This is a genomic window from Cupriavidus sp. 8B (genome assembly GCF_054589115.1).
Window position 1 is genome coordinate 1 of the sequence record NZ_BAAILO010000424.1, and the last position, 11,763, is coordinate 11,763.

Below are 11,763 nucleotides of genomic sequence, written 5' to 3' on the forward strand. Positions count from 1 at the left end.
TGAGCGTCAAGGGGCTTCAGTTGGGCGGCGCAAGCCGCGTCAACGAAGTGCGGATAAATCCAATGCTCAACTTTGAGCAGATTTTATGGAACAGTCATCCGTATGCCCGTCCAGGCGCACATGATCGATGCCCGCGGCCGCCAGCGCCAGGCCGATCCGCTGCACGGCCTCCTGCAGGTCCGCACCGATCACAACCTCGTCCAGGCCGAAGAGCACCTTCTCGGATAGGCCCAGCTCCCAGCCGTTCTCGGTATGCTTGAATCCCTGCGACTCCAGCGCCTGGACTTGCTTTGGGGTGAGCTTGGGAGCGGGCACTGTCTGGCAGGCGGCAAGGGCAAAGGTGATTGCGACCAAGGTGGCAGCCATGCCCCGGCTGCCAGTGACTCGCAAGTTCGATGGCACCCCATGATTATTTCTCATTGTCTTTGCACTCGGGCCCGGGTACGGATACGGGCTCTCCCAGGCGCGGCTCCGCGCTCTCCCAGCCGCCTCCCGACCTGCGCTTGGCCTGGTACATGGCCTCGTCCGCTGTCTGCATCAGGGTGGCGGCAGTCTGCGCATGCAGCGGAAACACGGACAACCCGATGCTGAGCGACGCCCCGATGCTGGTGCCGCTCGACAGTTGCACCGGGTCCTTCATGCGAAGCAGGATATGCTCCGCGACGTGGACGATGTCGGAAGGCTTGCGCAGCGAGGTCAGCAGTACCGCGAACTCATCGCCGCCGAGCCTGGCGACCAGGTCGCCCTCCCGCACGCAGGAACGGATGCGCCGGGCAATGTCGGACAACACCTCGTCCCCGGCGGCATGGCCGAAAGTGTCGTTGATCTCCTTGAACGCGTCGCTATCCAGGTAGAGCACGCCGGCAAATCCCTTGGAGGTGCCGGCAAAGCGCACAGCCCGATGCAGCGCATCCTCGAACGCCGCCCGGTTGAGCAGGCCGGTCAGGCTGTCGTGGCTGGCGCGGTGCGCCAGCGACCTGTTCTCGTGCTGGAGCTGGTTCTGCCAGGTCTCCAGTTCGTCGAGCAGGCCGTTGAAATCCTCGCCGAGCGCATTGAGCTCGGCAATGTGGGCTGGCGGCGTGCGCTGGTCGAAGGCGCGCTCCGAACGCACGGCATGGGCCACACGCATGAGGTTGCGCACCGGCTCGATGATGTGGACCAGCATGCGGCTCGACATGTAGTGCGCGCTGACCGCGGTGAGCAGCAGGCAAGCCAGCACCCCCAGCAGCCCGCTCAGCACAAAGCGCAAGAGGTTGCCCGTGTCGGCCGTCAGGCGCACGGTGCCCACCGCCTGCGTTTCATGCAGTATCTCCTGCTCCACGGGACCGAGCGCCATCATGCGGCTGGCCAGGCGCTGCAGGCCGGGAAGCCGCTCGCCGGCCGGGCGCTGCCACTCGGCCAGCAGCCGGTTGTCCTTGTCGTAGACGCGGGCCTGGGCTACCTCCGTCGCGGCAATCGCCACCAGCGCCTCGTTGGCGGCCGCCTGGTCGCGGAACACCACCGGCGCTTCCAGCGTGTACGCCACGGAGCGGGCAACCAGGTGCAGGTTGTGGTCGGCATAGACGCGCAGCGCGGCCAGCCCGAGCGCGGTCAGAGAGATGCCCGCCGTGCAGACGGCGATCAGCGCCACGCTGAGATGGATGCGGCGCAGCGTGTTGTACAGCGTCGGACGCGACCCCCTCGCGTCGGGCCGTAGTGGCAGCTTCATGGCGATGGCCCCCGGCGGCGGCCAAGCTGCAATACGGCCGGATGGATGTGGATGCCGCTGCGGGCAACGGCATCCAGGTTGACGCGGAACGAGACGTGGCCATCGACCACGTTGAGGCAGAACATGCTGCCGATCTCGCACTCGTAGTCCTCTTCCGTGATGACAAGGACCGGGCGCCCGATCAGCTCCGTCGACAGTTTCTTGCGCCGGGCATCCGTCATGGGCCCCAGGTAGACGGAATCGCAACCCGTGGTGGACACGCCATCCTGCAGGTCGATGCGCCTGGATTGCACGGGGCGGCCGGTTGCCAGGACACCGCCCTCCGCAAGCTTGGCGCCGTAGCGGGCCGAGCCGTCCACGCACAGGCGCAGGACTTCCCGCTCGGTTGGCCAGCGCGCATAGCCAAGCAGGCTGAACACCACCCGCGCCACCGCCTCGGAACGCGGGGGGGCCGTGTCCGCCGCAGTGCCCTGCGACTGCGCGCAGAGGATGGCGGCAAGAAGGGCCGGCAGTAAGCGCGGAAGGCGCGAATGCTTGCGGCCGCGGCGCGGGCTGGCTGGCTGGCTGGCTGGAACGGTAGCCGTTTGAAGAGGCAAGTGGTGAGGCCTACCAAGGGACGCATTTGGGGAACATCGCATCGCACAGCAAGCGATACGACACGACCTGGCTAGCAAGATCAAGCAGGGATTCCAGCCCGGCGCGAACGCCACCGGACAACCTTGCTAGCCCAAACCCTTTAACGGCGCTCCTGCTTTTATATTTACCCCTTATTTCCTGCCCGGCGCTGCCTGTGACGACAAAGGCAGGCCCGCGACCTGCCGCAACATCGCCATGGGGCCGAGCCGCTCGATGGTACGCATCTGTGCTTCATTCCGCACAAAGAACGATCCTGCAAACCCGAGCGTATTGACCGAGATGCCCTCCACGGACTCAGCCGACCTGGGCACGAGCAGCATCCCAAGCGGCGTGACAAGCAGGTTGTATGGCGCGCACGCCTGCGATTCGCCATCCACGTCGATCACCCGCACGCCAACCGCCTCCAGCAGCGTGTGGTAGCGCTCAAGTGCGGTGCGCGCCAGAACCGGGCCAGGCGCCGCCGACAAAGCCAGCGGCGCGAACGCATGCGAAAACGCCAACCCCGGCACGGTGCCAACGGCGCCATCGATGCGCGCCGCCGCAAGCAGCGGCGCGATGGGCAGCGCCGGGCCTTCGCTGGCAAGTGGCAGCGGCACCAGTTGCAGGTGCTTGTGGCGCTGGCTTGCCCCGGCCGCCGCGCCGCCGTTATAGAAGCCAAGGCCATCGAACTCGGCCATGCAGGTCATCAGCGCCTCGAAATCCGCCAGGTTGAGCAGCGCGTCCTGCGGCGCGAAGCGGCGGGTCACGATCAGCAGGTGATGATCCAGGACGTTGAACTTGTTCAGCAGCCCAATATGGGTCTCGCAGACGTCGGCGACAAACAGGTCCGGGTCGTAGGGAAGGAACGGGTCGGCGCCCGCCTGGTTGCCGGGGACGGCGTTGTCATTCTGGTGCGCGTTGCCCTGGTCCCTGTAGCGGTCCTTGCGCGCAAGGCTGGAAACCTGGCGCACCAGGAAGCGCACGCCGCCATCGTCGATGCCCGCCTGGAAGGTCTCGATCGGGCGCAGCGCGCCGCACTGCAGGGCGTGCTGCGTCTGGCGCACGATGGCCGGCCACAGCGTGCCGGGCTGGAAAGATCGATGTGGCATGGTCTGGCCCAAGGGATGAGGGACTATCGCCGCACTGGCAGCCCAATCTTATCCCTCGGCGGCAGCGCAGGCGGGAAGCGAGGCACTCCTTCCCTTTATTACAATGCGAGGAAGGCCGGCGAGAGTCGCCCGGCGAGTCACCAAGGAAACCCATGAGCGATGCGGAACAACGGCATGCACAGGGCAAGCGCTGGTCCCTTCCCGCTCGCATTTACCTGCTGGGCGCCGTTATCCTCGCCGCGGGCTGGATTGGCGGCGCCCTCATCTATCTATCCGCCGCGAACGATGAGGCCGGCGACCTGGCCTACGGCCCCGGGTGGAAAAGGCAATATGATTTCCAGCTCGAACGCATCGGCGGCAAGGCGGCGGTGCTGGCGGCCGAGTTCTCGCAGTGGTTCTCGGATCTGTGGCACGGGCGGCAACTGGCCTTCACCGTGGCGATCCTGTGCACGGCGATCGCAATCCTGTGCTTCTTTGTCGCGCGTGAAATGGCCCTGGACGCGAACCGCGACCACTGAGCGGGATGCGGCGGCAGGCCTTGAAATGTCACCACGCCACCACATCACCACGTCACCGCGTCAATGCGTCACAGCAACGGCAAGCCGGCATTGCGCTTGACCTCGCCCAGCGACAGCATGGACTCCACTGCCGTCACACCGGGCAATGTGCGCAGCACATCGCGCATGAAGATGCCGTAATCCTCCAGGTCCCGCGCGACCACCAGCAGCAGGTAATCGGCGCTGCCCGACACGTTATGGCAGGAGACGATGCGCGGGATTGCCTGGATCTCCCGCTCGAAGCGATCGGAGAGCTCACGGCTGTGCACGCCAAAGCGGACCTGCGTGAACGCCATCAGGCCAAGCCCCAGGGCCTGGCGTGATAGCACGGCGCGATAGGCCTCGATATAGCCATCGGCCTCCAGCCGTTTGAGCCGGCGCGCGCACGGTGTCTCGCTCAGCCCCACGGATTCCGCCACGCTGGCGTTGGTGGCGCGTCCGTCCGCCTGCAGCGCCATCAGGATGGCGCGATCGGTTTTGTCGAGATCCAAAAGAAATACTCCAGGAAATTCTACAACATTAGCGGATTCCTCCAAATTATATGGGGATATGCGGATAAATCGCCAGAATCCCCTCCGGCATCTGGGTCATGATGTTGCCCTCGACACGGCATGCATCATGGTCTCCCTACATCTCCTCGTCACCTTCATCGGCGCCCTGGCCGTGGTCTACGCGCTACCCGGACCGGACATGGCACTGGTGCTGCAAACCAGCACCGCCCGGGGTGTGCGCCACGGCTTGGCCACCGTCGCCGGCCTGGCCATGGCACGCGCGGCGCATGTCACGCTCTCGGCATGCGGCCTGGCCGCACTGCTGCGCACGGCGCCCTGGCTCTACCAGGGCATCCGCATCACGGGCGGGCTTTACCTGGCTTATGTGGCCATCCAGATCTTCCGCAGCCCGGCCTTCGGGATGGACGCCGGCACCGGCACGGCAGCGCCGCCGGCGCCGCTGCGCGCCTGCGTTGCCAAGGGCGCGCTCAGCAGCATCCTCAACCCCAAGGCCCTGCTCTTTTGCTCCGTGTTGTTGCCGCAGTTCGTGGATCCGCATGGCGCGCCGGTGTGGTCGCAAGTGCTTGAGCTCGGCGTGGTGCTGGTGCTGACCGGCGTTGCATTCGACCTGGCGTGCGTGTTCGGCGCGGTGCGCCTCACCGACTTGCTGCGCCGCAGCCCGCGCGCGCAGACGGTCCAGCGTTGGTCCTTCTCGGCGGCGCTGCTGGCCTTTGCCGCGCGGATTTCCTTCGAATAAAGCTAACCACAGGACGACAGGGTCTCCACGCGTGTGACGTTTTTTGCCCACCGGCAACACGAATCTGGCAAGAAGAGCCCGAGGTGCTAGCCTTACTAGGCAGCCCCGCACGTTGAATCTCCGTGCAGGGCCGCTGATGCATTTCAAGCGGCAAGGCCTATGGACAAGCCCGTCATCATTGCGGTCGACGACGATCCCGAAGTGGTCGAGGCGGTCGCCCGCGACCTGCGCCTGGGCTACGGCGAGCATTTCCAGATCGTGCGTGCCGGTTCGGGCTTGGCGGCACTGGAAGCGGCCAGGCAGCTACGCCTGCAGAACCGCTGCGTCGCCCTCTTCCTGGTGGACCAGCGCATGCCGCAAATGAGCGGCATCGAGTTCATGGAACAGGCGATCGCGCTGTTCCCCGACGCCAAGCGGGTGCTTCTCACGGCGTATTCGGATACGGACGTGGCGATCCGCGCGATCAACAAGGTGCGCCTGGACTACTACATGCTCAAGCCCTGGCACCCGCCGGAACTCAGTTTCTATCCCGTGCTGGACGACCTCCTGGAAGCGTGGCAGGCAGTGTGGCACGGCAGCTTCAAGGGGATCCGCCTGATCGACCATCGCTGGTCGCCGCAGGGCCACGCGCTGCGCGACTTCATGGCGCGCAACCACATTCCTTACCAGCGGCTGGATGTCAGCAGCGGCAGCGAAGCCGAGCTGCTGCTGAGCTCGCTCGATCCGTCCATTCACCAGTTGCCGGTCCTGATCTTCGAAGATGGCACGGCGCTCTCCCGGCCGACCACGGCGCAGGTTGCCGACAAGGTTGGGCTGGCGACGCATTCGACCATGCCGTTCTACGACCTGCTGATCGTGGGCGGGGGCCCGGCCGGGCTGGCGGCGGCGGTGTACGGCGCATCGGAGGGACTGAAGTGCGCCATCATCGAGCACGAGGCGCCTGGCGGACAGGCTGGCACCAGTTCGCGCATCGAGAACTATCTTGGCTTTCCCGCCGGCGTGAGCGGCGCCGAGCTGTCCCGGCGCGCGTTGACCCAGGCGCGGCGATTCGGCGCGGAAATCATCCTCACCCGTTCGGTGGTTGGCTTGCGCGTCGAAGGTCCCTACAAGTTCGTCAGGCTGTCCGATGGCCCGCAGATCAGCTGCCTGGCGCTGGTGGTCGCCAGCGGCGTTGCCTACCGGAAGCTGGAGGTACCCGGCATAGGGCATCTCACGGGCGCCGGGGTGTACTACGGGGCGGCGGCTACCGAAGCCCTTGCCTGCGCCGGCCAGGATATCTACATCGTCGGCGCCAGCAATTCGGCCGGGCAGGCTGCCATGTTTCTTTCCAAGCACGCGCGCCATGTGGTCATCCTGTGCCGCGGTGCCTCGCTAAGCGCGGGCGTGTCGCGCTACCTGATCGACCAGATCGAAGAGACGCCGAATGTCAGTGTGCGACCGTTCACGGTGATCGACAGCGTGGCCGGCCAGGACCACCTGTCCGAGCTTGCCCTGCGTGATGTCAATACCGGCAGCGTCGAAGCCGTGCCGGCCGCCGCGCTATTCGTCTGCATCGGTGCCCAGCCATGCACCGAATGGCTGGGCACCGTGGTCGCGCGCGACGACCATGGCTTCGTGCTGACGGGGCGCGCCTTGTTCAAGGACGGCAAGCGCCCGGCGAGCTGGCCGCTGGAGCGCGATCCCATGTTCCTGGAAACCAGCGTGCCCGGCATCTTTGCCGCGGGCGACGTGCGTGCCGGCTCGATCAAGCGGGTGGCGGCAGCGGTGGGCGAAGGCGCAACCACCATCCATCTGGTCCATCAATACCTGGCGACCAAATGATCGGCCTCGCAGACCTGCGCCGCCTGCCGTTTCTTGCCGACATCTCGGAGGAGCGCCTGGCCTGGCTGTGCGCCAACCTGGTCGAAGTCACGATGAAAGAAGGCGAGGTGCTGGTCCGCCAGGGCGAATACAGGCCGGTCTTCTCGCTTGTGCTGGCCGGCGAAGTCGCGGCAATGATCCGCTCCGGCGGCCAGCAGATTCCGACGAACCGGTTCGTTGCGCCGAGCTTCTTCGGCGGCGCGTCGCTGCTGTCCGGTGCGCCGGCGCCGGGCACGCTGGTGGCGGTGTGCGACGGGCGGCTGGGCGAGCTGGCGGCACCCGCGTTCCGCGAGCTGCTGGCGGCCTGCGAGCCGTTCAGCCGCCTGATCTTTCGCCACACCATCGACCGCCTGAACCTGCTTGAGTCAACCGCCCGCAACCGCGAGAAGCTCGCCGCGCTGGGCACGCTAGCCGCCGGCCTGGCGCATGAGCTGAATAATCCGGCGGCGGCGCTGGCGCGCACCGCGGATTGCACGCTGGCAGCCCTGGGCGTACTCAAGGACGCCGCGGTGGAACTCAGTCATTGCGCGATTCCCCCGGAAACGTTGAACGCCCTGGATGCACTGAGCGAGCGCAGGCCACCGGGGGGCGCGGCGCAAAGCGCCGGCGCGCTGCAACGCAGCGAGGCGGAAGACGCGCTCGCCAACTGGCTGGCCGAGCATGGCGTGCAGAGGCCTTGGCTCATGGCACCCTGCCTGGTCAAGATGGGGATCGCCCGGGAAGACCTCGCGCCGGCCGCGGCCAGCCTCACCGCGGGGCAGTTCACCGCCGGCATGCACTGGCTGGTGGCGACCATGGACCTGCGTGCGCTGATGGAAGACACGCGGCTCGGCGCGGCGCGCATTTCCGAGATCGTCAGGGCGATGAAGTCCTACTCGTACATGGACCGTGCGCCACAGCAGGAGGTCGACCTGCGGGTCGGCATCGAGGACACCCTGACCATCCTCCACCACAAGCTCAAGCAGGGCGTGAGCGTGAGGCTGGACTTCGATCGCGAGCTGCCCCACGTGGTGGCGTACGGCAGCGAGCTCAACCAGGTGTGGACCAACCTGATCGACAACGCCATCGACGCCATGCAGGGCACGGGGGAAATTGTCGTGCGCACCCGCCGCGAACTCGATTTCGCCGTGGTGGAGATTACCGACAATGGCCCCGGCATCGCGCCGGACGTCATGCCGCATTTGTTCGAGCCGTTCTTTACCACCAAGCCGCAGGGCCAGGGCACGGGCCTTGGCCTCGATATTTCCTACCAGACCGTGGTGAACCGGCATGGCGGCGCGATACACGTCAAGTCGCGTCCTGGCGAGACCACGTTCCAGGTCCGGCTGCCGCTCATGCCGCGAACACCGGCAAACGCGGCCGCCCCCTGACCGCCCGGGAGCCGGAACACCATGGATACCAAGACACAACCCCCACAACCCGCACAATCCGCACCACCCGCGCAACCCGCCGCAACCCGGACCGACACGACCGGCGCGGCCAGGCGGCCCATCGATCAGCAAGTGGTGTTCGTCCTGCAGGGCGGCGGCGCGCTGGGCGCCTTCCAGGCCGGGGTCTACCAGGCGCTGCACGAGGCAGGGGTCGAGCCCGACTGGGCCATCGGCACCTCCATCGGCGCCATCAACGGCTCGATCGTGGCCGGCAACCGGCCCGCGGATCGCTTGCCGCGCCTGCGGCAGTTCTGGGAGCAGGTGGGCCGCCACGGGCCGCTCGAACTAGCCCGCCTGCTCTCGGGCGGTGACAACACGATGTCGAACCTTGCGACCCTCACCCAGGGCATCCCTGGCTTCTTCACGCCAAACCCGGCTGCCTGGTTCGGCACGCGCGTGCCGCTCGGGGTGGAGCGGGCCGGCTTCTATTCGGTCTCGCCACTGCGCGACACCCTGCTCTCGCTGGTGGATTTCGCTTACCTCGGCGAGAAGCACACGCGGCTCACCGTTGGCATGGTCAATGTCCGCAGCGGCAGGATGTGCTACTACACCAACCGGGACACCGCGCTGAGCGTGGAACATCTGCTGGCATCCGCGGCGCTGCCGCCGGGCTTCCCGGCGATCCGGATCGACGGCGAAGCCTACTGGGACGGCGGCATCTGCTCCAACACGCCGATCGAAGCCGTGCTCGACGACTACCCGCGCCGCAGCTCGGTGATCTTCGCCGTGCAGCTGTGGCCGCTGCAAGGCCCGGAGCCCGACACCATCTGGGAAGCCATGGGACGGCAGCGGGATATCCAGTACTCAAGCCGCGCCGAGACCCAGCTGGAGCACCAGCGGCAATTGCACCGGCTACGGCATGTGATCCGCGAACTGGCCAAGCACATTCCCCAGGCGGAGCGCAGCACGGCCGCGGTCGAGGAGCTGCTGGGCTGGGGCTGCCATACCACCATGCACGTGGTCGAGCTCAATGCACCGCCGTTCGGCGGCGAAGACCTCACCAAGGATATCGACTTCAGCGCCGCCGGCATCCAGGCGCGCTGGAACGCCGGCTATGTCCATGGCAAGCAAGCCATCGAAGCCGCGCCCTGGCGCGGCGCGCTCGATCCTATCGAGGGCATTGCCGTGCATGTGCCCCTGGCGCCGGCGTAGGCGCGTTGACACCGCGCCGGCACGATGGCCCGAGATTGAGCGGTCACCAGCAAGGCCGGCGCAGGCGCGCTAAGATGGCAACCCTGTTGTCTAACCGGCCTGACAGCCGACCCGCCACGCACGCGGATCCGCCATTGATCGATCGACGCCCGCGCGCTCCCTGACCAGCCAGGACACACATGGATCTCGAACTCCGCAATCAACGCGTGCTCATCACCGGCGGCAGCCGCGGCATCGGCCTGGCCTGCGCGGCCGGCTTCTTGCGCGAGGGCGCGCGCGTAGCCATCGTTTCGCGCAGCGCCGGGAACCTGGCCAACGCCTGCGCCAAGCTGGCCGAAGGCGAGGGCGAGTTCGCCAAGGAAGTGGTCACGGTATCCGCCGACCTGACCGATATCGCCGAGGCCGCGCGCGCGGTGGAGGAGGCAGTGGCGGCGCTTGGCGCCATCGACATCCTGGTGACCTCCGCCGGCGCGGCTAAGCGCCGCCCACCGGACGAGCTGACCCCGCAGCTGTGGCAGGACGCCATGGCCGCCAAGTACTTCAGCTACATCAACGTGATCGACCCTGTAGTCAAGCGCATGGCGCAGCAGGGGCGCGGCGCCATCGTCAATATCGTGGGCATGGGTGGCAAGCTGGCCAACCCCGCCCACCTGGCGGGCGGCGCGGCCAACGCGGCGCTGATGCTGGCCAGCGCCGGCCTGGCCAATGCCTACGGCAAGCAGGGTGTGCGCGTGAACGCCGTCAACCCGTCGGCCACGCACACCGAGCGCCTGCAGCAAGGCATGGAGGTGGATGCCCGCATCAGCGGCACGACCGTGGAGCAGGCATTGGCGCGTGCCAATGCGCGCACCGGCCTGGGCCGCCTGGCCACGCCGGAAGAGGTGGCGGACGCCGTGCTGTTCCTCTCGTCGCCACGCGCCAGCTATATCTCGGGCGCCATCCTGTCGGTCGATGGCGCCACCACGCCGATGGTGGTCTGACGCTGCCAGCCTGCCAGGCCGGCGCTCCCACGACGCTGAACGCTACCGTACAGACACGCCCCGCCGCGTGTGCGACTGTCATGCCACAGTCTGCGCAAGGAGCGTGTCATGAACAACATCGTCTGGTTGGTAGGCGCCGTGGTCATTGTCCTGTTTGTACTCGGCTTTTTCGGCCTGAGGTAACCGTGGGCCGCGACACCAGTTCGATATAGCGTCGGATGGTCGCGGCTTTTTCGTACTGGCGCGACATCAGTGACAGATACGACGTCACCTCCAGGCCCGCAATATCCCGGTAGACAAGGCTGGGCAGGCTGATGTGTCCGGCCACGGCGTTCGGGACAATCGCCACGCCTTCGCCCAGCGACACCAGCGTCAGCACCGCCACCAGCCCACCCGGCTGCGGGCCCAGCCTGGGCACGAAGCCTCCCTGCTCGGCGGTGGACAGCGTGCCCGAGACCTGTTCGGGAAGGATGAACGTCTCCGCCTTGAGATGTGCGGGATGGATCTCGGCCAGGCCGCACAGCCATGAATCGCTTTGCAGGGCGAGGATAAAACCTTCCGGCGCCAGCGGCAGCGCGTCCACGCCCTCGGGCAGGTTCATGGGGGAGCGGATATAGGCGATGTCGACCTGGCCATCCCTGACCTGTTCGGGCAGCGTGCCCATGGGCGCCTCGCGCACCAGCAGTTGCACATCGGGGCAGGCCTTGCGGAATGCCGCGACCTGGCGCTGAAGCACGCCCGAATACGCCGCCGAGGCAACATAACCCACGTGGATCTTGCCCGTCTCGCCACGGGCCTCGCGCTGCGCGCGCAGTTGCGCGGCCTCGAACTGCGCCACCACGGCTTGCGCCTCCACTAGCAGCACCTCGCCGGCCGGGGTCAGCGCCACCGAGCGCTGGTTGCGCTCGAACAGGCGGATGCCAAGGCTGGCTTCCATCTCCTGGATCTGGCGGGTGAGCGTCGGCGTGGAGATGCCGAGCCGCGCGGCGGCACGGGTGAAGTGCAAGTCCTGGGCTACCGCGATGAAGTAGCGAAAGTGGCGCAGTTCCATCGGTTTGCTGTTCTACCTTCTGAATGCTTACTGATTTCTGATTTTGATTATTA

12 protein-coding genes are annotated in these 11,763 nt (G+C 66.8%); 6 read left to right on the forward strand and 6 right to left on the reverse strand.

Features of this window, described 5'->3' with window-relative positions; all coding sequences use genetic code 11:
* Window positions 1–66 precede the first annotated feature (66 nt).
* The 4 genes from ACYP5B_RS39965 to ACYP5B_RS39980 form a co-directional block, all read right to left on the reverse strand.
* A complete protein-coding gene (locus tag ACYP5B_RS39965) occupies window positions 67–366 on the reverse strand; it encodes a hypothetical protein (protein WP_459573333.1) in 300 nt (99 codons plus the stop codon).
* Window positions 367–409: 43 nt separating this feature from the next.
* Window positions 410–1,708: a diguanylate cyclase domain-containing protein gene (locus ACYP5B_RS39970; RefSeq protein WP_459573334.1), complete on the reverse strand. Its 1,299-nt coding sequence runs from the start codon at window positions 1,706–1,708 to the stop codon at window positions 410–412.
* On the reverse strand, window positions 1,705–2,304 hold the full coding sequence (locus ACYP5B_RS39975; protein ID WP_459573335.1) for a YfiR family protein: 600 nt from the start codon (window positions 2,302–2,304) through the stop codon (window positions 1,705–1,707). Before ACYP5B_RS39975 ends, ACYP5B_RS39970 begins: the two co-directional genes overlap by 4 nt.
* A gap of 171 nt (window positions 2,305–2,475) precedes the next feature.
* Window positions 2,476–3,432 (reverse strand): ATP adenylyltransferase family protein, encoded by a 957-nt coding sequence (locus ACYP5B_RS39980; protein WP_459573336.1) that lies wholly within the window; start codon window positions 3,430–3,432, stop codon window positions 2,476–2,478.
* A 152-nt stretch (window positions 3,433–3,584) separates the two neighbouring features.
* Here ACYP5B_RS39980 and ACYP5B_RS39985 point away from each other — a divergent pair, with 152 nt between their 5' ends.
* Complete coding sequence (locus ACYP5B_RS39985) at window positions 3,585–3,950, forward strand: hypothetical protein (RefSeq protein ID WP_459573338.1); 366 nt, start codon at window positions 3,585–3,587, stop codon at window positions 3,948–3,950.
* Between the two features lie 68 nt (window positions 3,951–4,018).
* On the opposite strand, the gene ACYP5B_RS39990 is transcribed toward ACYP5B_RS39985, so the two are convergent.
* Window positions 4,019–4,480 carry an Lrp/AsnC family transcriptional regulator gene (locus ACYP5B_RS39990; RefSeq protein WP_043353252.1) on the reverse strand — a complete coding sequence of 154 codons (462 nt, stop codon included), beginning with the start codon at window positions 4,478–4,480 and terminating at the stop codon, window positions 4,019–4,021.
* Window positions 4,481–4,607: 127 nt separating this feature from the next.
* On the opposite strand from ACYP5B_RS39990, the gene ACYP5B_RS39995 reads away from it, so the two are divergent.
* The 5 genes from ACYP5B_RS39995 to ACYP5B_RS40015 all read left to right on the forward strand — a co-directional run bounded on the left by ACYP5B_RS39995 (window position 4,608) and on the right by ACYP5B_RS40015 (window position 10,659).
* Entirely contained in the window at window positions 4,608–5,237 is a 630-nt protein-coding gene (locus ACYP5B_RS39995) for a LysE family translocator (protein WP_459573340.1), read from the forward strand.
* Between the two features lie 159 nt (window positions 5,238–5,396).
* The gene (locus tag ACYP5B_RS40000) at window positions 5,397–7,058 is read left to right on the forward strand and encodes an NAD(P)/FAD-dependent oxidoreductase (protein WP_459573341.1); all 1,662 of its coding nucleotides are present in this window, start codon (window positions 5,397–5,399) and stop codon (window positions 7,056–7,058) included.
* On the forward strand, window positions 7,055–8,467 hold the full coding sequence (locus ACYP5B_RS40005) for an ATP-binding protein (protein ID WP_400100424.1): 1,413 nt from the start codon (window positions 7,055–7,057) through the stop codon (window positions 8,465–8,467). The genes ACYP5B_RS40000 and ACYP5B_RS40005 overlap by 4 nt, the downstream gene beginning before the upstream one ends.
* A gap of 21 nt (window positions 8,468–8,488) precedes the next feature.
* Complete coding sequence (locus ACYP5B_RS40010) at window positions 8,489–9,679, forward strand: patatin-like phospholipase family protein (protein ID WP_400100406.1); 1,191 nt, start codon at window positions 8,489–8,491, stop codon at window positions 9,677–9,679.
* Window positions 9,680–9,858: 179 nt separating this feature from the next.
* Window positions 9,859–10,659: an SDR family oxidoreductase gene (locus ACYP5B_RS40015; protein ID WP_459573343.1), complete on the forward strand. Its 801-nt coding sequence runs from the start codon at window positions 9,859–9,861 to the stop codon at window positions 10,657–10,659.
* Between the two features lie 142 nt (window positions 10,660–10,801).
* Here the strand turns inward: ACYP5B_RS40015 and ACYP5B_RS40020 are convergent, their stop codons facing one another.
* A complete protein-coding gene (locus ACYP5B_RS40020; protein WP_459573344.1) occupies window positions 10,802–11,710 on the reverse strand; it encodes a LysR family transcriptional regulator in 909 nt (302 codons plus the stop codon).
* Window positions 11,711–11,763 lie beyond the last annotated feature (53 nt).

Excerpts from the sequence above, each read along its gene's own strand:
- ACYP5B_RS40010 (WP_400100406.1), top strand. The coding sequence starts at position 8,489 with ATGGATACCAAGACACAACCCCCACAACCCGCACAATCCGCACCACCC.
- ACYP5B_RS39970 (WP_459573334.1), bottom strand. The coding sequence starts at position 1,708 with ATGAAGCTGCCACTACGGCCCGACGCGAGGGGGTCGCGTCCGACGCTG.
- ACYP5B_RS40005 (WP_400100424.1), top strand. The coding sequence starts at position 7,055 with ATGATCGGCCTCGCAGACCTGCGCCGCCTGCCGTTTCTTGCCGACATC.
- ACYP5B_RS39965 (WP_459573333.1), bottom strand. The coding sequence starts at position 366 with ATGGCTGCCACCTTGGTCGCAATCACCTTTGCCCTTGCCGCCTGCCAG.
- ACYP5B_RS39980 (WP_459573336.1), bottom strand. The coding sequence starts at position 3,432 with ATGCCACATCGATCTTTCCAGCCCGGCACGCTGTGGCCGGCCATCGTG.
- ACYP5B_RS39995 (WP_459573340.1), top strand. The coding sequence starts at position 4,608 with ATGGTCTCCCTACATCTCCTCGTCACCTTCATCGGCGCCCTGGCCGTG.
- ACYP5B_RS40015 (WP_459573343.1), top strand. The coding sequence starts at position 9,859 with ATGGATCTCGAACTCCGCAATCAACGCGTGCTCATCACCGGCGGCAGC.
- ACYP5B_RS40020 (WP_459573344.1), bottom strand. The coding sequence starts at position 11,710 with ATGGAACTGCGCCACTTTCGCTACTTCATCGCGGTAGCCCAGGACTTG.
- ACYP5B_RS39985 (WP_459573338.1), top strand. The coding sequence starts at position 3,585 with ATGAGCGATGCGGAACAACGGCATGCACAGGGCAAGCGCTGGTCCCTT.
- ACYP5B_RS40000 (WP_459573341.1), top strand. The coding sequence starts at position 5,397 with ATGGACAAGCCCGTCATCATTGCGGTCGACGACGATCCCGAAGTGGTC.